The organism is Enterococcus sp. C74 (assembly GCF_040887125.1).
GTDB classification, from domain to species: domain Bacteria; phylum Bacillota; class Bacilli; order Lactobacillales; family Enterococcaceae; genus Enterococcus_B; species Enterococcus_B hirae.
In genome coordinates, this window is the sequence record NZ_JBFOFA010000002.1 from 129738 (window position 1) to 150264 (window position 20527).

At 37.4% G+C, this 20527-nt stretch carries 19 protein-coding genes; 5 read left to right on the forward strand and 14 right to left on the reverse strand.

Annotation, left to right across the window (positions count from 1 at the left end):
* Positions 1–162: 162 nt before the first annotated feature.
* From AB3H93_RS03400 to AB3H93_RS03410, 3 genes are read right to left on the reverse strand one after another with little or no spacing between them, the layout of a single operon-like run.
* A complete protein-coding gene (locus AB3H93_RS03400) occupies positions 163–777 on the reverse strand; it encodes a TetR/AcrR family transcriptional regulator (protein ID WP_368020133.1) in 615 nt (204 codons plus the stop codon).
* Entirely contained in the window at positions 770–1459 is a 690-nt protein-coding gene (locus AB3H93_RS03405) for an ABC transporter ATP-binding protein (protein WP_053766028.1), read from the reverse strand. Before AB3H93_RS03405 ends, AB3H93_RS03400 begins: the two co-directional genes overlap by 8 nt.
* 3 nt (positions 1460–1462) lie before the next feature.
* A complete protein-coding gene (locus AB3H93_RS03410) occupies positions 1463–2536 on the reverse strand; it encodes an ABC transporter permease (RefSeq protein ID WP_034697946.1) in 1074 nt (357 codons plus the stop codon).
* 306 nt (positions 2537–2842) lie between these two features.
* Here AB3H93_RS03410 and AB3H93_RS03415 point away from each other — a divergent pair, with 306 nt between their 5' ends.
* From AB3H93_RS03415 to AB3H93_RS03435, 5 genes are all read left to right on the forward strand, one after another.
* Complete coding sequence (locus AB3H93_RS03415; protein ID WP_368020134.1) at positions 2843–3862, forward strand: tyrosine-type recombinase/integrase; 1020 nt, start codon at positions 2843–2845, stop codon at positions 3860–3862.
* 159 nt (positions 3863–4021) lie between these two features.
* Positions 4022–5542 carry an AMP-binding protein gene (locus AB3H93_RS03420; protein WP_368020135.1) on the forward strand — a complete coding sequence of 507 codons (1521 nt, stop codon included), beginning with the start codon at positions 4022–4024 and terminating at the stop codon, positions 5540–5542.
* 337 nt (positions 5543–5879) lie between these two features.
* Positions 5880–6680, forward strand: a complete 801-nt coding sequence (locus AB3H93_RS03425) for a hydroxymethylpyrimidine/phosphomethylpyrimidine kinase (RefSeq protein WP_368020136.1) — start codon at positions 5880–5882, stop codon at positions 6678–6680.
* Positions 6681–6683: 3 nt separating this feature from the next.
* Complete coding sequence (locus AB3H93_RS03430; RefSeq protein WP_010737573.1) at positions 6684–7172, forward strand: ECF transporter S component; 489 nt, start codon at positions 6684–6686, stop codon at positions 7170–7172.
* A 16-nt stretch (positions 7173–7188) separates the two neighbouring features.
* Positions 7189–7743 carry a TIGR01440 family protein gene (locus tag AB3H93_RS03435; protein WP_034697955.1) on the forward strand — a complete coding sequence of 185 codons (555 nt, stop codon included), beginning with the start codon at positions 7189–7191 and terminating at the stop codon, positions 7741–7743.
* Positions 7744–7911: 168 nt separating this feature from the next.
* Here the strand turns inward: AB3H93_RS03435 and AB3H93_RS03440 are convergent, their stop codons facing one another.
* The 11 genes from AB3H93_RS03440 to AB3H93_RS03490 form a co-directional block, all read right to left on the reverse strand.
* Positions 7912–9561, reverse strand: a complete 1650-nt coding sequence (locus tag AB3H93_RS03440) for an alpha-glucosidase (RefSeq protein WP_368020138.1) — start codon at positions 9559–9561, stop codon at positions 7912–7914.
* A 379-nt stretch (positions 9562–9940) separates the two neighbouring features.
* Positions 9941–12175, reverse strand: coding sequence for an AAA family ATPase (locus tag AB3H93_RS03445; protein ID WP_368020139.1), 2235 nt, complete (start codon positions 12173–12175; stop codon positions 9941–9943).
* Between the two features lie 21 nt (positions 12176–12196).
* Positions 12197–12676, reverse strand: coding sequence for a DUF6530 family protein (locus tag AB3H93_RS03450; RefSeq protein WP_010719161.1), 480 nt, complete (start codon positions 12674–12676; stop codon positions 12197–12199).
* 158 nt (positions 12677–12834) lie between these two features.
* Complete coding sequence (locus tag AB3H93_RS03455; protein WP_010719160.1) at positions 12835–13683, reverse strand: DegV family protein; 849 nt, start codon at positions 13681–13683, stop codon at positions 12835–12837.
* A 157-nt stretch (positions 13684–13840) separates the two neighbouring features.
* Positions 13841–15454 carry an oligosaccharide flippase family protein gene (locus AB3H93_RS03460; RefSeq protein WP_368020140.1) on the reverse strand — a complete coding sequence of 538 codons (1614 nt, stop codon included), beginning with the start codon at positions 15452–15454 and terminating at the stop codon, positions 13841–13843.
* Positions 15455–15605: 151 nt separating this feature from the next.
* Positions 15606–15923: an AzlD domain-containing protein gene (locus AB3H93_RS03465; protein ID WP_010737579.1), complete on the reverse strand. Its 318-nt coding sequence runs from the start codon at positions 15921–15923 to the stop codon at positions 15606–15608.
* Positions 15916–16704 carry an AzlC family ABC transporter permease gene (locus AB3H93_RS03470; protein ID WP_368020141.1) on the reverse strand — a complete coding sequence of 263 codons (789 nt, stop codon included), beginning with the start codon at positions 16702–16704 and terminating at the stop codon, positions 15916–15918. Before AB3H93_RS03470 ends, AB3H93_RS03465 begins: the two co-directional genes overlap by 8 nt.
* A 192-nt stretch (positions 16705–16896) precedes the next feature.
* Positions 16897–17829 (reverse strand): cation diffusion facilitator family transporter, encoded by a 933-nt coding sequence (locus AB3H93_RS03475; RefSeq protein ID WP_010719156.1) that lies wholly within the window; start codon positions 17827–17829, stop codon positions 16897–16899.
* A gap of 138 nt (positions 17830–17967) precedes the next feature.
* Complete coding sequence (locus tag AB3H93_RS03480; protein ID WP_053766019.1) at positions 17968–19035, reverse strand: hypothetical protein; 1068 nt, start codon at positions 19033–19035, stop codon at positions 17968–17970.
* Positions 19032–19931 (reverse strand): viral A-type inclusion protein, encoded by a 900-nt coding sequence (locus tag AB3H93_RS03485; protein ID WP_368020142.1) that lies wholly within the window; start codon positions 19929–19931, stop codon positions 19032–19034. The genes AB3H93_RS03480 and AB3H93_RS03485 overlap by 4 nt, the downstream gene beginning before the upstream one ends.
* Before the next feature lie 329 nt (positions 19932–20260).
* The gene (locus AB3H93_RS03490) at positions 20261–20452 is read right to left on the reverse strand and encodes a hypothetical protein (protein ID WP_010719153.1); all 192 of its coding nucleotides are present in this window, start codon (positions 20450–20452) and stop codon (positions 20261–20263) included.
* Positions 20453–20527: the final 75 nt, after the last annotated feature.

Genomic DNA, 20527 nt, shown 5'->3' on the forward strand with positions numbered 1-20527 from the left:
GAATCAAAAAGGAAAAATCGTTGCTCTCAACTATAAGAACTTTCTATCGAAGGTTTTTATTTGGTTATCGATGATGACACAAAGAAGTATCGAAGTGTTTTTCTGAATACGGACACTACTTACCAGTTAAAAAGAAACGGCTAACAAATGAATCGAGTGGATTCAAGATTCACTTCGTTCGGTGTTCAAACCTCTTTGCAGCCATTTTACCTTGTAACGATAATCTTGCAACAACTCATCAGTAGTCCAGTCATTCGCAATGTAATCCGTCAATGAATTGATCACAAGATCCATGACGAAATATAAAAAGCTAATTGCTTCTTCTTCCGAAGTAATGTGAAAACCATTTGCCTTCAGTAACTTAAACCATTCCTTTAATCTTCCTGATTCAGCAGAAGGCTTGGTTCTTTGGTGATTGGTAAAATCATCACTTCTCGTTAAAAAGCGGATGGCCTGCCAATAACTACTTTTTTGTTCCAGTTCACTACACCACGCAAGGTAATTTTCAATTCCTTGAAAAAAGTCTTGCTTGTTTTGACTGATATATTTCAGAATATCTCGATGGATTTGAATCGAATAATACTGGATCGTGTAGGTATAGGCATCTTCCAAGTCTTCGAAGTACTTATAAAAGGCCCCTCTTGACATAGCCATATCTTCGACAATATCTGCAACTTTTACTTGGCTAATATGTCGAGCTGAAAAATTTTCAAGTAAAATTTCAATAAGCCGTTGTTTCTTCTCATTCGGCAGATTAAGAAATTTCGATTTAGGCATCCCATCCCTCCGTTTCTTCGATCAAATCACCATCTTTCATTCGGTAGACACGATCGCTCCATTTGATCATCCGAGCATCATGTGTAACCATGACTGTTGCTTTTTGTTTTTCATGTGCTTCTTTGACAAGTAACTTGACTACTTCAAAGGCATGATCTGTATCTAAGCTAGCGGTAGGCTCATCTGCTAAGATCAAACTAGGGTCATTGAACAACGCACGAGCAATCGCTACACGTTGTCTTTCCCCACCAGATAAATCTCGAGGATAGCTTTCTTTTAGATCATAAATATCTAATGATTTCAATAAGTCATCAATGACGATTTCGTTTTGTTTCTGATGGCTGACTCGATCAACTAAATAAAATTGTTCTTTGACCTTTAAAAATGGAATCAAATTAGAACTTTGTAAAATAAACCCAATTTCTTTAAAACGTAAATCGGCTCTTTTTTTCTCAGATAAATCGGAAAAAGACTGACCATTAATGGCGATTTCTCCAGAAGTAGGTGTTTGTAGCCCACCGGAAATGGTTAAGAAAGTACTCTTTCCTGAACCAGAGGGACCGATGATGCTGACAAATTCTCCTTGTTTGACATTAAAATTAATTCCTTTTAGTGCAGTCACTTCGGTATGTCCACTACCAAAAGTCTTGACGATATGTTTCATCGTTAAAATATTCTTCATTTTTTACCCTCCTATGGCGGTGATTGGGTCCACTTTTGTAATCGTGCGTATTGAGAAGACGCCGCCTACAACTGCTACAACGAGTAAGACCCCACTATATAGCAACCATTGTGTCCAGAAAATAGCGAATGGCATCGCACTTGGTAAAAACAAGCTAGTTAGATAAGCAGCTAGAACTGCTAAGGCGACACCAATGACTCCAATAACAAATGACTGTGCAATCAACGATTTAGCAATAAATGAATTGCGAATCCCTTGAGCTTTCATTACGCCAAAGATCGCCGTTTTTTGTAAAGTGATGACATACATAAAAATGCCAACTACTGCTGCTACGACAAGAAACAAGAAGTAAACCATTGCATTTAGTGTCATATTTTGTGCAGAATAACCTGGAAGACTTTCAATAAAATCAGGAATCGTCAGTTTTTGTAAATCTTTTGATGCGCCATCTTTATCAATTGCAGCTGATTGTTTGGTCACGATCGCATTGATCGGCTTTTTGTCATCTGAAGCAAACGGTTGGGCTCCATATTTTAATTGTGTCCAAGTTTCTAGATCTGTATAGATGACTGGTGAGACCGTATAATAAGTGGCAGGAAAAATTCCAACGATCGTAAATGCTTGGTCATCGCTACCGATTTTGATTTGATCTCCCAACTTATATTGATCTTGTGCCAGATTTTGGGAGATAATTATTTCATTTTTCTTATCAAACATCCGACCATCTGTGATTTTAGGTAATAAAAAGGCATCGTTAGTCGTACCAAAGACTGTCACATTTTCTTTGTTTTTGCCCTTGATTGCTCCACTGAATAAGCCAATCGGTGCTTTTTCTTTCGCATTTACTTGATCAAGGTCACCTCTTGTCAATTGAGATGCTGCAAACACTTGATTAGCATCTTCGGACAAAACGATTTCTTGAGCACCCCAATCATCAATCGCTTTTTTAAATTCTTCTGCTAATCCACTTGCTAGACCTGATAGCATGAAAACGACATAAGCAATCAAGAACATGATACCGATAATGAGTCCGTATCGTAGTTTTGCGTATTTCATTTCTTTCATTGCTAAAAACATTACTTTCCCTCCTACATTTTCCTTTTTCGATAGTGACATTTTGTCACTGTCGAAAAGTATAGCGCAACAGTGACAAAATGTCACTAAACAAAACTCATGAAACAATTCGTTCATACTACAAGATCATTGTCTCTCTGTTTATTGGTTACAGTTTTTCTTATAGTTGGCGATGTTACTATATATATGAATCATGAGCAAATAAACGTTGGTATAAATAGATATCAGTAAAAGGAAATAGAAGAAAAACGAAAAATAAGCTACAATAATAAAATAGAACACCAGTTTGAACAAAAAGGAGGTTCTTTTATGGATCAAAAAACACGAAAACACATTCAAGAAAAGTTAAAACAACGCATCGCACAGCTTCCTCCTATTTTCCAAGAATTTTTAAAAGAAAATCAAAAAAAGCTTTCATTAAGCAGTCGGTATGAATATGCAAAAGATTTTCATTTATTCACGGATTATCTTCACGAAGCTTTAGATCAAGAGATCACAGATGAAGTTATTCTTCGTCTTGAAAAACAAGACTATTTAAATTTTTTAGACAAAGTCTATCAGCATACTCGTTCGTTTCAGACCACAGCTGATCAACAAACAAACCAGTTATTTAAAAATAGCTATTATGGTCTTTCGCGAAAACAATATTCGTTAAATCATTTTCTACGGTTTTTGTATCAAAAAGGGTTATTGACTGAAGAAATATCTCTATTAGGAAAAACGCTTCCTGAAACTACTGCTGCAGCGCCTCGATTCATAGACGCCTCTTTGTTTCAAGACTTTGAGCATCTGTTTATTCCTATGAATGGCTTTAACTCTTCACGAGAAGCACGCTTTGAAATAAGGAACCGACCAAGAAATTTAGCGATTGCAGCTATTCTTTTATATTGCGGGTTAAAGATCCATGAAGTCGTTGAATTAAAAAGAAAAGATATTGACTTAAATAAACAAATCATTCATCTTAGCCGTAAAAAAAATCGTCTTAATCAGTCGCCAATTCCCAATGAAGCACTGCCATTCATTAAAAACTATTTAGCAATAACTGATACTGGGACAGGACCTGATTCTTTTGCTTTTCGTTCATCTCATGACCAGCAAATCTCTCCACGGACGATTCGCCAAATACTAAGTAAAATCACTGTATATAAAAATATTTCGCCAGAATTATGTCGTAAAACTTACGGGTACTACGTTTCCCTTTATTTTGATGATCTGGATATCGTCAATTTCCTTTATGGTAATCGTTATATCAATGAACATACATTTGAAGAAGTCTATCAAAAGATGTTGGAGTTCTCTTACAAGGAAATAACAAGTATCAAAAAATGAAATAACGAAATATAATTCATTTTTTCACAAAGAAAGCTGTTTTTTATTTAGGGTTTGTGCTAAGATTATAGCTGAATTTGCAAAGTAAATGATTTAATTCACAAGTTTTTCTTACTTTGCTTACCAACTTGTTTATTAAATGAAATCGGAGTGTGACTTATGGAAACAATCGCTTATTCCCCACTAAATCTTTTTTCTAATTTTCAAGAAGCAGCGAAAGCTACACCAGATGTACCAATCATCTTTGACCAACCCTTAGCAGCTTTTCCGGAACTTGGTTTTAAAAGCACTTACAAAGATACCTGTCAACTCGTTTTGACTCGTGCCTATCAATTAGCTCATTTGGGTGTCGGACTTGGTGATAAGGTCATGATCTACAAAGGTTCAGCTTTTGATACTTATTTATTAGCTGTAGCAACAGCTTATCTTGGGGCGGTACCAGCAATGATCTCTTATCATTTCCCTACCCCCACTTTAGAAGTCTTTGTCGACCGTTTAGAAGATCCATTTATCCTTTTTGATGATGAAACGGCTGAACGAGTGGCTGGCATTTCAAATGGATCAAAAGAAAAACAAATTGCTGTTTCTAAACTATTGACTCAACCAGCAGAACCAGTGGCACAAAATCAATTGGGGAACGATGAAATTTCTTATATGACCCATACTTCAGGAACCACAGGTATTCCTAAATTGATTTGTCATTCTGCTCATTCAATGGGCTGGCGCACCAAATGGCAAAAAACTGTCTTTACTAAGATCGCAGAGAAAAAACTTGTGGCTTTCCATATCTCTCCTGTTCATTCTCGCTTCAATATTGGTATTTCTTCGTTAATGGCGATGGGCTTTCCAATGATGCCGTTAGCGGATGCTCAAGGGGAAAACGTTGTGGCCATGTTAAAAGAAAATCCACCGATTGCACTTGAAACACATCCAAACAACTTTGTTCAGTGGAGCTTTACAGCGAAAGAATATCCAGAAGCTTTTGCTGGTATTCGTTATTACCATTCCACTTTTGATGCGATCAACAACTCTACTATGGAAACATTCTTACGGACTTCTCCTAATCAAGAAGCTGTTTTCTTACAAGTTTATGGCCAAAGCGAATGCGGACCGATGATTTTAAAAGCTCATACATTAGAGAGTTTAAAAACGAGTAATGCGAGAGACATGGGTGTGGGACTTGGCGACTTAACCAAAGCGCGGATCGCAGATGAAAATGGGAACGTCTTACCTGCTAATACAGATGGACACATCCATTTATTATCAAAAGGTCGTGCATTAACTTATTATAAAGAAGATGCTCGTTTCCAAGAAAATGTTTATGGTGCTTGGTGGGACAGCGGTGATTACGGCAGCATGGATGAACAGGGGCATTTGTTCTTAAAGGATCGTCAAGTGGATTTGATCGATACAATCAATAGCAATTTAGCGATCGAAGATTTCTTGTTAGACTCATTAGAATTTCTATCGGAGGTGGTCATCGTTCGTGATAAAAACAATGCACCACAACCATTGATCGCTCTTGCTCCTAATCACGAAATGGATTGGGATCGTTGGTGGAAACAAGTGCATGAGTTACCTCGATTGAATACGCCGATTATCAGAGATTATGAAGATATCCCACGGACTGCAACGATGAAAGTCCGTCGACTACAAATCGAAAAAGAATTAAAAGCATAATAAACAGAACACTGACGTTATCCCCTTACCTAGCAGGTATAACGTCAGTGTTCTCTTTTGTTTAACCATTTTTCAGTTGTTAAAATTGTAGGAATGACAATAAAAGATTCAATTTATTGATAATAATATCTAATAAAGTTGTTCATTTGAGTATGCATAGCTTATGTTTTCTTCTAGCTGTTAAGTTGCCAACAATACAGTGTACTTGTTTCATTCAGATGATAGATAAATTTTGGTGATCTAAAGACTACGCAAAATTGGATGACATAAAAATATGCCAATTGGCTGTTTTCTTTTCTAACAACTTTCGTTATACTCTTTTCGTGGAGGGAAAACAATGAGAAAAATACTTACAATTGGTGGTTCTGACCCTTTTGCCGGTGGAGGAATTCAATCCGATTTGAAAACTTTTGAGAATTTTCAACTTTTTGGAATGAGCGCGCTCACCTGTGTAGGCATGTTAGACGAAAACAACGCATTCCTCTTAGAAAATCTACCTGCTAAGTGGTTGGAACAGCAACTTGCTTCGATCCAGAAGATGACAGACTTAGCGGGTATCAAAATTGGCTTATTGCATTCTCTTGAAGCAATCATGATCGTCCGAGATTTTTTAAAAAAGCACCCTCAAATCCCAATCGTTCTTGATCCGGTTTTAGCTTTTAAAGAAACTACTTCATTAGCGAATCAACAGTATATTGAGTGCTTAGTGAAAGAACTCTTCCCCCTTGTTGATCTTGTCACGCCCAATCTTAAAGAAGCGGCTCTCCTTTCTGGAAAGAAAAAAATTTCAAGCATCAATGAAGTGATAGAGACAACCAAATTTATTCATACTTTAGGAAGCAAAGCGGTCGTTGTTAAAGGTGGCTCTGGGATCCATGGCGATGAAGCAATCGATGTTTTGTATAGTCATGACGGACTAACCACTTTTACAATGGAAAAATTAACACGATCAACGGTGAATGGCGCAGGATGTACCTTTTCTTCTGCTAATACAGCGAATCTCGTCCATGGCTATACGCTCCCACAAGCCATTCAACGAAGTAAAACGTACGTTTATCAATGTATTTTAAACGGTGTTGAAATGAATGATCAAACGGGCAGTGTCTGGTCTGGCGGTAACATCAAAGGAGGGATTTAATCGTTGAATACGAAACGAATGACAATATATGCCATGCTGATCGCTTTAACAGTAGCATTATCTTTAACAATTTTGGTTCCAATACCAGCAACTAACGGCTTTGTCACGCTCTGCGAAGCTGGCATCTACACCACTGCTTTATTATTTGGTCCATTTGGTGGGTTCGTTGTCGGTGCCTCAAGTGGTTTATTCATCGATTTACTGTCAGGTTATCCGCAATGGGCCCTTTTTTCCTTATTGATCCATGGTTTGCAAGGATTGGTCAGTGGCTATTTTGCCGAAAAAACAAGCAAAGGTCGATTTGTCGGTCTTTTTATCGGTAGTTGTCTGATGATTAGTGGCTACTTTTTAGCAGGTTGGTTTTTATATGATTGGCCTGCGGGGGTAGCTTCTATTCCTGGAAATATTTTTCAAAATATTATAGGGGTTGGATTGGCTTTACCACTCACTCAAGCTCTAAAACGAACGAGAGTACAAAAAGAAAGTAAGTAATGAAAGGAAGAATAAAATGAGCATCACAGAAGAATCTTTAAAACAAGAATTAACCAAAATGGTCAACGAGGTATTAGCAGAAGCAAATTTAAAATCTGGCGATTTATTTGTATTAGGATGTAGTACCAGTGAAGTGGTCGGTGGACAAATTGGTAAAAACTCAAGTGCTCCAGTTGGACAGTGGATTATCCAAACGATTAGAGAAATATTGCAACCTTTAGGAGTCGCTTTAGCTGTTCAAGGATGTGAACACATTAATCGAGCCCTTGTCGTCGAACGCTCCGTAGCAGAGCAAAAACAATTTGAAATTGTTTCTGTTGTACCAGCCTTACACGCTGGTGGCGCTTGTTCAGTAGCAGCGTTTGACCAATTCGATGATCCAGTAGAAGTGGAACATGTGGTAGCGCAAGCTGGGATCGATATCGGTGATACTTCCATCGGTATGCATGTCAAACACGTTCAAGTACCTGTTCGACCAAGCAGTCAAACATTAGGAGCCGCGCATGTTACAGCTCTGCGTTCACGTCCAAAATACATTGGTGGTCCGCGAGCTGAGTATGAAGTGATTTAAAAGAATCAATTAACTGATAACCTACCTAATATTTATGTAAATGTTATTCTTTATTATAAAATATTCACTTATTATCTAATTTCTATAAAGGTACAGTCACCCAACTTCATACAGTATGTCAAAAAAGTTTGCCTTGGACTTCATTAGAAAGCTCAAGACAAACTTTTTTTAGTTTCTTTTTTTACTGTTTACAAATAATTTCGCTTCATAAGGATCAAGCTTACCCACTCGTTCAAATACACGTTCTTCTTGATTCGTGAGAAGTAATTCCCAAGGAACATCAACCTCATTCGGTAATGAATATTCCGCTACTTCACTCGTTAGATTGACTATAATCAGATAGTTTTTATCGGTAAATGATCGTTCATAGACATAGAGTTGGTCGTGTTCAGCAAGATATTCTTTGAATGAACCATAGATCAATCCTTGATTTTCACGACGGATGCGGATCATTTGTTTGTAGAAAGATAAGATCGACGAAGGATCGCTTTCTTGTTCTTCTACGTTAAGTGTATGATAGTTGGGATTTACCATCAGCCAAGGTTCGTTTGTTGAGAATCCGGCATATTTTTCTGATCCCCACTGCATAGGTGTTCGGCTATTGTCTCTTGTTGTATCAGCAACAATATCTATAGCTTCCTCAGGAGATTTTCCTTCTTCTAGCAATTGGTTATAAAGACGTCTTGAATCGACGGCATCGATTTGTTCGATGGCAGTAAACGGCATATTCGTCATACCGATTTCTTGTCCTTGATAAATAAATGGCGTTCCTTGCAGGAAAAAGTACATCATTGCGACTGCTTTTGCTGATTTTTGCCAATAATGTTCAGGATCACCAAAAACAGAAACTGAACGAGGTGTATCATGATTTTCCATATAAAGTGCATTCCAACCCTTACCGTCTAAAGCGGTTTGCCAGGCACTTAACGCTCTTTTTAAATTGATAACATCAAGTTTTCCTTCTTTTTCGTGCTTCCAAATCGAGATATGGTCAAATTCAAAGATCATGTCAAAATACCCATCAGCGCCGACCCATTCTGGACCTTCTTCAGCCGACACCCCGCTAGCTTCGCCAACAGTCATAATGTCATAGTCATCAAAAACATCTTTTAATTCATTTAAATGTTCATCGATCCCGGAAACATTTTGAAAAGGAGAAAAGGGGGTTTCAGTTGCTTTAACAGAATATTCATCTTTTTTCACATGGGAAATCGCATCTAAACGAAACCCATCGATCCCTTTATCTAACCACCAGCGAATCATAGAAAAAAGTTCATTTTTTAATTTCTCGCTTTCCCAATTCAAATCAGGCTGCTCTTTAGCAAAGACATGCAGATAATATTGTTTCGTCTGTTCGTCATATGCCCAAGCTGAGCCACCAAAAATCGATTGCCAGTCATTCGGAGCGTTTTCAGGTGTTCCATCTACCCAGATATAGTAATCTCGGTAAGGATTATCCAGTGACTTCTTTGATTCAATAAACCACTCGTGTTGATCAGATGTATGATTGATGACTAGATCCATAATGATTTTGATTCCTTGTAGATGTGCTTCTGCCAGTAATTGATCAAATTCGGCCATTGTTCCAAATTTTTCTAAAATATTTTGGTAGTCACTAATATCGTAACCGTTATCAATAAAAGGCGAAGAATAAACTGGATTGATCCAAATAAAATCAATCCCTAATTGTTTTAAATAAGAAAGCTTTTCACGAATCCCATTGAGATCCCCAATGCCGTCTCCATTACTATCCATAAAACTGGCAGGATAAATCTGGTATCCGACCGCTTCTTTCCACCAAGCTTTTGTTTGAGTCATTGTTTTCTTCCCTTCTCTTTTTCTCTATTATAAAACAATGCCACTATTTTTTGTTGATGTTACCGATAACATCGTTTTCTCTTTAACAGTTTCCTTTTTGTTTCGTTATTTGGTTTGCAGAATGTGAGGATTTAACAGTCGATTAACGATCAAAAAGAGTCTGATAGATAAACTAAATGGTGTTTAACCATACGCTACAATGCGTTCATAACCTCTTCCCGTTGTTCCAGCAGTCGCTCTAACAAAAAAACAAGCCGAAAATCCAAAAATAGGAACTATTTTCGAATTCTTCGGCTTGTTCTCAGAGCTAGGAACTTCTGTCACAATCTCTCTTAGTCGATGAATGGACTTATACGTGACTCCAGCTATTTTCAGCTATTTACAAATAGCGAGCAATCAATTGGATCAATTGCTGTGGTAACTCGTTGATGTCTGTCATATCAATGAAACGATTTTCCCCATATATCTCTTTGATTTCTTTTTGATCCTGTCCAATCGCAGCAGCCACAAAGATGACGCCTTGACGGTCATATTCAGACAGAACGCTTTGGATGTCTTCCCTTGCCTTCTTCCCAGTATAGTCTGGTAAAGCTTTAGGCTGGCCATCGCTAATCGAGATCAGCAATTTAGTCGTGGCAGCTTCTTGGCTTAGTTTGTTAGCAATTAGTCTCAAACTGGCACCATCACGATTGTTTTGTCGTGGTTTCATCGTCACTAACTTCTCATCTAACCATTGGAAATCATCACTAAATTCTTTATAAGAAAAAATCGAGGTCTTTTCTCTCGTTGAGACATCTGCTGTATCTCCATAAATCATTAAAGGAATATTTACACGTTTAGCAAATTCTGCGATGGCGATCGCTGCTTTTTTTGCTGCTTCGATTCGTTCATCTCGAATCATTGAACCAGATTCATCAATCCTTAAAGCCACTGCCAATGAAGGTTGTTCGTGGGGGGGATTTTTCTTATCAAAATAACCTAGGTCATTATAGGCCACACGACTCGCATTGAACCGTTGTCCTTCATATTTTCCTTTTTGATAAGTCGTTGATTCATCATTTTCCAACAAATCTAAAATTTGACGGCTTAATGTTTCAACGATCGGTAAAACTTGTTGTCTGATTTGTTCTGCTTCTTGTGCTTTGAGTTCAAATTTTGGTCGATGAACGATCAGTCCTTCTTTTTCGTGCATCGTCCCCTTCATTATTTGTCGTGCTTCTTTCGTTAACTCACGTTTGATTTCTTTGTCGTAAGCCTCCATATCAGAGGCAGACATTTTTTCTGAATTATCTTCTGCTTGTTGCTCCTGTTGCCCCTGACCTGAAACTTCTTGACTTCGTTCTTGTTCAAATGAAAAAGACTCTGCCTTTTTTTCCTCTTCAATCTCAGCATTCTCCACTGGTGGAGTTTCTTCTTCGATCTCAGGCGACTCATTTTCCATTAAAGACAACGTTTGTTCTGCTAGTTGATCGATATTACGTTCATCAGCTTCTTCATCGTTAAGGATTCTGCCTCGATTTCTTGAAGCTTCTTCTGAAAGACGTCCCCACTTTATTTGCCGTAATAATTCACGAAGTTCTTCAAGAAGCCCACTTTGTTCTAATGCTTGGGTTAATATCTCCAATTCTTCTGGAACAGTGGTCAATTTATAGAGAACTTTAGGATAAATCGATTGGAAAAGATCTTGCCCTTGTTTCCAAGTATTTGCCCAATAAAAGTAAGAACGCATACCAGCCACTCCCTTGATGGCATTCGCTTTGGCAGTATCATCTAATAAACGAATGATCTCCGCTAATTTCAAGAGCAGTTCAGGTTGTTGAATCTTTGTCTTACCTAAGGCTCGCTCAGCCATCACTTCAAGTGAAGGTAAATCCATCTTCTCAGCATGTTGCATCCGATCTCTCAAAGATTCATTCAACGGACGATTACCTTGGTAGTTCCGATTGGTTGTGATGATGATGACGCAATCTGGATGACGGACGACGACACCCGTGGGTAAATTCAATAAACCATTTGGCTCAAGAGCGGAATTTAAAGCAACTAATACGGAAGCATCACGGATCACCGTTGGCTCTTGGATTTCTAACAAATACCCTTTTTCGATCGCTCGAACAATTTCAGAGGGATAATATTTATAGCGAACGTTACTATTTTCATTATGTTCCATCCGCTTGATGAAATCAGCCAGTTTGGATTTAGCCATTTCTGTACTAAGATTATAATGATGTTTGATTAACCGTAAGACAGCCTCTAATGTCTCTGTTTGGTTGATTGCATCAATCAATTCTTGATCTTCATCTACGTCAGACTCAACAATAGGCAATAGCGCACCAAAGACATCTGATTTATCCATATCCGCAAAACAAGTTATTTTCGTATAAGGAAGTTGTAAATCAGCCGAAAGAGCTTTAGCCAGTTGCGTTTTTCCTGACCCAGCATCCCCTTCAAGCAAGATGTTACTGATCTTCATTTCAGGATCATTCCAGTTTTCAAAGATTTCAGCTGCGATTCTTTGTTCTTCTTGACTGGTTCGATGACTCGTTGGCTTTTGCCAAATCATTTGTTTTTCAACACTTGAAAATTGACGGTCTTTTGTCAGTGAGAAATCTTCCAATGTACCTCACTCCTTTTTTCCTTAATACCCTAAATCATCTAATAGACGTTTCAAAATTCGGAAACGTTCACCGATCAATTCGCCATCTTTTTGTAACGTGTCATAATAGAGCATAATATCTTCATCGATCTTAGGATTTTTGGTATCCACTTCAACCGTCATTCGATTCCCTTGAAGTCCGATAATATCGACAACTGGATTTTCAGGATCATAAAATTTTTCATAGCGATACGCATCTTGAAAATACAAACTCCCTTGCGCAGCTAAAATTGCTAGATCTAAGATCCGAGTGATTGGTAGTTCTTCCGATTGGCGTGACCATTTTTCACCCGTATGGCGCCATACCTTGCCTGAAATATCAACTTTTCCACGATCATTCCATTGTGCTAACCCTAAAGATAGTCCTTTAGCATCCGTATGCAAAGCATTTCTACCATCAACTTGATCATAGTCTTCAACGACAATAACAGGTTTGTGTTTTAAATTTGTTGGGATTTCCATCTAAATCCATCCTTTCTCTTTTAGTAAATTACTAACCTAGTGATTTACTCATTTACTAAACTTTTAAGGATTATACGCCTTATATAGAAAAAATGCAAAAAAAGCATCGTATCCCAATGAATGAGAGACGATGCTTGCATTGAATTGAATAATCTAAATTATTGCGCAGAGATGGCAAGCCCGATTGCTTTTTCTCCTAAGTGACTACCAATCACTGGACCAAAATGACCAATCTCAATGTCAGCATGCGGGTATTGCTTTTGTAATTTTTCTTTTTCTTGTATGGCAACTTCCAAATTATTTGCATGAATCACATAAAGCTTAACAGGTGGTGCAATTTCCTCATTTCGCATGCCGATGACTTTTTCGGCACGAGCGAAAGCTTTTTTACTTGAACGGATTTTTTCAAATAAAACGATTTTTCCTTCTGAAAAAGTCAAAATTGGTTTGATTTTAAGCAATCCACCTATCAATGCAGCCCCATTGGTCAAGCGTCCACCGCGTACTAAGTTGTTCAAGTCATCCACGATGAGATAAGCATACGTATTATCTCGGATACGATCGATATGTGCGATAATTTCTTCAAGAGATTGACCTTTTTGATTTAAATCTAGAGCAGCTTCTACCATGTGACCCATTGGCATACTCGTGATCTTAGAATCATAAGGAACGATTTTTACACCGTCAATGTCGTTTTTCATAGCATGTAATGTGTTGACAAAGCCGGAGATCCCAGAGGATAAATGGATACTTAAGATGGTATCGTATCCTTTTCTTTTCAGTTCTTCGTAAAGCGCCAGTACTTCTCCAACAGCAGGTTGTGAAGTGGTCGGGAAGTCTTTGCTTTTATTTAGAAGCCCATAGTATTCGTCAGCTTCTATGTCTATTCCTTCATTGTAGATTTTCCCATCCAAAATGACAGGGATCGGAATAACGAACAAATCAGGATGATTTTGGATTCGTTCAGGCAAATAAGCCGTACTGTCAGTAACTACTGCAAGTTTCATTTATTTAATTTCCTCATTTCAAAGAATTTTACCAGTCTATTTAACTATATCATAAGAAAGATGACATTTGAACCTCTCACTCAAAAAGTGAGAGAAACAATCACGTCCCTCTCACTTTCTGTAGCTTTAAAAAATTATCATGAACTGGATGTTGTTCCTAATTTTTGGTTGAGTGATGTCGATGCTGGAAGTTTTTAAGTAATTGGAGTCCATTTTTGCCAAATTGAGCAAAGAGAAATGTCAACCCACCTACTCCACCAAGGCCAACACAATAAACAACAGCATGGGCTTTCGACGTCATCGTCAATTGGAGGTTCAATAGGATAAATACAATCGAACAAAGAACCAGCATCAACAAGGTTGAGCGGAATGTTTTAAGAAAGAAAAATCTGATTTTAGCTAGAGGTGCGATTCGATACTCTTTACACATATAGAAATAACCTCTGATAAACACGATCGCAAAAGCCATTGTGTTTGAAAAACTCATACCATAACCGCCAAATAGTGCTAATCCAATCACTTGAAAGACAATTTTCAAAATAATCGCTTCAACGGTCAGCCGAATCGCAATCATATGATGGCTAAGTGATTGTAACATCGTCGAAAGAATCGTGAACAATGAAAAGAATAATGAAGCGAGTAAGGCAAATTGGAAATAGCCGACACTATCAGGATCATATCCAAAAAATAAGGTATACAATGGACCCGCCAATAATGACATCCCAGCAAGAGAAGGAAGTAAAATCAAGACAGCAATTGAAAAACTATCTCCTACTGTCTTTTCAATTTGCAAACGATCTTTTTTTCTCAAAGTACTTAAAATCGGCAAACTGCTGATTGCGACTGTACCAACCATAGAAATCAAGATCAATGTCAACTTGTTGGGATTAACTGACGCTCGACTAAATAAAAATTCCAATTGTTGATTCGTGATTTCAGGTCTGAAAAAATGCAACAACGGCTTCATCGTCACTTGGTCAATCATTTGCACGATGGTAATAACAGATCCCACAAAGATGAAAGGTAAAGTTTCACGAATGATCGATACCGACTCTGCCCGATTTTCATGCTTGAAATAGCGACTAGAGATCAAGAAATCTTTTAATTTGAAATAATCATTTTTTATTCCAACGAAATACATATGGATAATTGCTGCTAACCCACCAAAGAAGGATGCCACTGTACTGATCAGAACAGCTTCTAAAATCGTTCCATCGGTCAAGACGCGTAAGTAAAACGTTCCTGCTAAAATGACCAGGACACGAACCGCTTGTTCAATGATTAGTGAGGTCCCATAAGGTCTCAGATTGTTTTTCCCTTGAAAATAACCTCTCATTGCACTAAGAACTGGAATGGCGATCAATGACGGACACAAACTACGAATTGCTAAGATCCCATTATTTACATTTGCAATTGGGCTGATTCCTGCAAGCATCGGGGCAAAAAGATACATCAGCACAGCAGAAATGATTCCAATGACAAACATGATATTGATGGTACTGCGAAAAATCGTTCGACAGCCCTGTTCATCATTTTCTTTCGTTGCTACAGCGACTTTTTTAGCAATCGCATTAGGAAACCCAACTGTTCCCAGCATCAGGAACAAGCCATAAGGTAAATAACCTACATTGTATAAAGTGGTCGCTAACATTCCTTCTTGATTGTTCCCCATCATACTTAGCCATGGGATCAAGTAAACAACACCTAATACCTTACAAAGCAAATTAGCAAAGGTTAACCAAAATGTTCCTTGCATCAATTTTTTATTCATTAAATTTTCCTCAACTATCTATATTTAAATCAATACCTTTCCCATTATAGCAAAAATTCAAAGAAGGACAAATCATCCTTAAAATTTTAATAAAAAAGGCAAAAAAAAAGCCATTCTCTAAAACTAAGAGAAGGCAAAATTTTGGAACTGTTTAAAACATCGACAGCAAAAATACCGAAGCAAGTCCAGTTACTACTGATAATGCCATAGAATGAGTTTTATACGCCACGCCAACTACGAGAACCATAGCTAAGATTTTGATATTCCAAGCAATGGCTAAATGTTCATGGGTAATAAAGACATCCTTGAATGCTAAAGCTGCGAATAGCGCAACAGGCACATATTTCATCCATTCACTAAACCATGAAGGGACTTTCCGATGGGTAAAATAGAGCATCGGGAATAGTCGTGGCACATAAGCCACCACGAATAAACTAAGTACTAAAAGAATAAGATACGTCTTAGTCATGATGTTGACTCTCCTGTTCTGGGAAGTTGAATAGTGGTTCATTGACATGTTTGCCACGGTTTTTTAATCGTTTTAATTTTTTTGCCTTCTCTTTTTTGAAAGCTTTCTCTAAAGCAAACCCTGCAAAAGAGGCGATCACCGTCGCAGCAATTAAACCTAATGTATTTTGGAACATGACCATGAAAGTAACGCCTAATACACCAGAAAACAATCCTGTAAAAATGAGCAGCTTATTTTTCATTTGCATGACAAACATGAAGATAAACATCGCAGTCAGTGCAAAGTGAACGAGATCAGCATCTACATGGATAACAGAACCAAACATGTTTCCAATCATGTTACTACCTGTCCAAGAAGCCATCGAAAACCAATTTACATATAAAGCTTTACGCTTATTCCATGTAGGATCAGTTGAATATTTAAGATAATTAACCGCATAATTTTCATCATTTAACGATTGTGAAAATACCGTCAAGAATAGTCTCTTTTCTTTCTTCATAAAACCTGAAAGACTCGACCCTAACAATGTGTAACGTAATTCCAAGAAAAATACCATCAAAAGTGTCGTTGCAAAAGATGCTTGAGTTGTTAGCATCGAAGCAACTAAAAATTGCGCTCCACCCGAAAATACTAATATGGACAACAGACCGGTTAAGATTGGATCAAAACCCACTTTTTGCAATAAGACACCACAAGCTAACCCAACTGGTATATAACTTAAGCAAAGTGGCATTACTGCGTGCAAAGCCTGAAGCCATGGCGCACTTTTCTTTTTATTCATCAAAATGTCTCCTTCAATTACAACAAATAAACAGCGGACTCATTGTAACATAAAAAAACGAAATTGTAGCCGTTTTATCTAAAAACAATATTATATTTTTCTCATTTTAAGCTTGAATATTGAAATTTCAAATCATAAACAAGTTATTTTTATGCAACATAAAAGCATTGTTTTGCTGAAGAATCAGCATGGTCATCTTCGATAATTAGGGTCATATTTATCAGTTTCAATATAAATATAAACTTTTTTATCATTTAAAGACTGACGAATCGTTTCTTCAATGTTATTGATGATTGCATACGATTCATTCTCTGGGTGATCAAAGATATCGATTTTAGCAGCTACCAATACCTCAGTTGGGCTCAGATGAACGGTCTTTACATCGATCAAACGAGAGACTTCCGGACGCTCAAAGGCTTGCTTGATTTTGATCAAGTCACTCGTTGTCACACTTTCACCAACAATCAAACTATAAAATTCTTTTGCTAAGAAAATGGCAGCTCCCATCAACAATAATCCGATCAATAGGCCGCTAATCGCATCAAACGCCGCAATTCCTGTTACCATCGTCAAGACTGTTCCTACTAAAGCAAGAATGAGTCCGATCACAGCGCAAAAATCTTCAGTAAAGATGATCAAAATTTCACTGTGACGACTTTCTCTCAAAAATTTCATCAATGATAACTTTTCGGTATTCAACTCATGGATTTCTTTCATAGCGATACGTAATGACGTTCCTTCAATGGCTAATCCAAAAATTAAAATAATGATAACGATCAATGAGTTATCAACTTCATGCGCAGGATGGGTCAATTTTTCAAAAGCTTCCATGACTCCCAAAGCTCCCCCACCAAAAAAGAGCATGGTTGCCACAATTGTGCTAAAAAAATATTTTGCTCTTCCTTCGCCAAATTGGTGTAATTCGCTTTGCCCTCTATTCGCTCGTTTATCCCCAAAAAGCAAAAGGATTTGATTGCTGCAATCGACGATACTATGAATACTTTCATTCAGCATTGCCGCACTTCCACTAATGGCATAACCGACAAATTTACTGATTGCAACTAAAATATTCGCACCTAATGCAGCAATCACAGAGAACATCCCGCTCTTTTTAAAATTTTCCATCTTATTTCCTTCTTTCTTTTCTTCTCAACAGTTTCTCAGTTAACTATCTCTCGGAAGAACCGTGTGATCTATCGCCTGCAGACGGAACAAAAAACATGCGACAATCTCTCTAAGGATTGCCACACGTTTATATCCTGTCTAAGCCTTTCGAACCATCAAAGGAACCAAAAATTCGTAATTGATAAAGAAATCAATCACTGATCGATGGTACTCCCCAGAAGAAACTTCAAGCATTGTTTGGTTTTTCTGATTTTTGGAAATGATCATGGATTGTCCTTTATCTAATAGAACTTGGTATTTTTCTTCTCCAATTTTTTCAAAATCATATTGAGGATTTTTCATCGCTACGATAAAGATGTCATCTAGTACCTGGTCAGTCAATTCAAATTGGCTTTGAAGATTCAGATGTAACGGTTGGGTGTTATCTAGTAAGGTTTGCTTGACTAAGAAACCTAAGTGACGTGCATGAGCTAATATTTGGTTGAACTTATGATTGAAAATAGTCAGTTGACCAGCAGAGAATACCCGTTCAACAGACCAATAACGAATCAAAGATAACACACGGTCATCCTGAACCGTGATTTCCATCGTTTCTGGTGAAACTTCCAATAAGTTGAGTGATTCCACTTGGTATCGTTGATCAATCGTCGGAAGAACAAAAGAAAATACTAATTGATTGGACTCATTCAAACGATAGTTGATCGAAAAATGTCGTGTTTCCCAAGTATCATAAGTGGTATTAGAGAATTTCAAACCAATATCATTTAAAGGTTTTAGCAACTCATAAGTAAAGTATTCGATCAAACTTGTCTTACCAATCGGGGAAATAGGTTCTGCTTTTAAGATATAGCGTTCAAAAGCATCTAATAATTGTGAAAAGTCCGATTCAAGTAGATATTTCCGTAAGCGTAAATCCGCTAATTCTGCCTCTGCTGTTTCAATCAAAAGAACAATGTCTTGATGGTCTTTTTCTTTTGTTTCTAAATAGACTTGATTTTCCCTCGCTTCATGTGGATGACTGGATTCAATTGCCTCTAATTGTTCAGAAGTGACCTGTTCATTTTCATCAAGCAAATCATCTTCAGAAGCAGAGTGATTGCTGGAGTTTTCAGGATCTGTTTCTATTGCTTCTTCCGCCACAGTCGTTTCTGCTAACGATTGTGCTTCCAGCTCTTCATTTTTTTCTAACTCTTCATGCTCATTCATTCCTCTACCCCTCCCTCTTGCATCGATACTTCTGGGTTTTCATGTGGATCAACATTACCTAAGTAATTCATTAGGAAATGATGGATGGTTTGACTGAACCCTTCTATCCCACCGAAGTAGCGATTGATTTGTCGTTGTTCTTTTTCAACGATCGCTGCACGTAATTGATTCGCTTTTGCTTCGTTAAGTAAAGCAGCTTTTTGATTTTGGATTTTTTCAGGTGCTTCAAGATAAGGCATCCAGCCTAATTTTTCATTCGATAATGCTTGTTTTTGTTTTTTTAGTTCTTGGATTTCTTCATCAATTTTTTTCCGATTTAAGAATCCTTTAGTGTCATCCAGATCAGAGATTTGGCGATCCATTTCTTTTAATTCTTCATCCAGACGATCGATCTCGGCTTTTGCAGTGATGACTTTAGCATCAAGTTCGTTAATTTGTTGACTGTAGTCATCCGGTTCCTGGTTTGCATAGGTGCCCCACTCTTCGTCAATTTGGGGCAAAACGAAAATTTCCGGTAGACTAGCATCGATGCCAATTGTTGGCCTTTCGTGATAATACGTACCGATCTTGTAATAACTCATCGTAGGAGAAATCTTTTCGACTAGCTCCATAAATGGAAATTCTTGAATAAAGCGATCATGGATTTTCCGCATTAATAGCTGATCGATTTCATGGTTTTCATTCGAACTTTTTTTCAATTCATCATTTAAATGACCATTATACAGTTGATAGATTTCTGGAATGTTTTCTTCACGAACAGCTCTTTCAAACGCTTGTAAATCCTCTAACAGTTGAGATAGATTCGTGCTAGCTTTTTCTTTGATATCAAAAAAAGTAGTGTCATCTTCTTGCTGAATGATGATTTCTTCGTTATTTTCTTGTGGTGTTTCTTTCATTTTGATTACCTCCTCACAGTTATCCACTTTCTTGGACAGAAGCACAATAGGTTGAGTTTACTTACTATTGAATTGATAATTTAATAGTACCATTTTATAGAAAAAAATGTTACAAAGGGCTTCCTCCTCTATGTATCTTTTAATCAATATTCATTGATTATCCACCGTTTTGATAAGGTCTGATTATTGTACTTTCACTATTGAATAATCTTACGTATCGAGAGTAAAACAAAAGAGTGGAAAGAGGATTGAAGCGACCTCCAAAAGTTAGATTCTAACTTTTGGGGGTTACTACAGATCCCCCCACTCTTTTTCACTCAGTAATTTTTTTATTTTTGAGGCAGATCTCTGGTTGTGAAGTGAATGCGCTGATTTTCATCACGAGATAATAGTGTTTCTTCATTCAAATAAGTAAACTTCATCTCTTCTAAATCAGTATTTTCGAGCATTTTTTCATAACCGGTAAAAATCGAACGGATATATTGTTTATATGCGTTTTTCTTTTTCTGTCTTTTTTTCATGTGACACCTTCCTTATCAAAACTATCATACCAATGAATTTAAGATGAAACAAGCCAGATTTGAGATTTTATCTGT